General features: G+C 45.6%; 1 pseudogene. It reads left to right on the top strand.

Features of this window, described 5'->3' with window-relative positions:
- Positions 1-241: pseudogene (locus HBA93_RS23170) on the top strand (cellulose synthase); the annotation flags it as partial.

Here is a 241-nt window from a genome sequence, read left to right as displayed (position 1 = left end):
CAATATGCCGAACTGAGAAAAGCGATTGCCACACACAAAATTCAGGATCCTGAATGGATTGTACCTACTGATCTAATGACAAGCCTTGACCTCGCAGAGGCCCGCCAGCGGCTGATCAATGCTTCCGATAATAATCAATATGAAATGGTGGTAAATCTTGCTTCACAGACACCGCAGCTTCTCACTTGCAATGAAGTGGACGTATTGTGGCGGCTTGCCGAAGCTTTTGTAAAACTGGATA

It is taken from the genome of Ochrobactrum sp. SFR4 (assembly GCF_019730395.1).
Lineage (GTDB): Bacteria > Pseudomonadota > Alphaproteobacteria > Rhizobiales > Rhizobiaceae > Pseudochrobactrum.
This window is presented reverse-complemented; position numbering and strand designations above follow the sequence as displayed.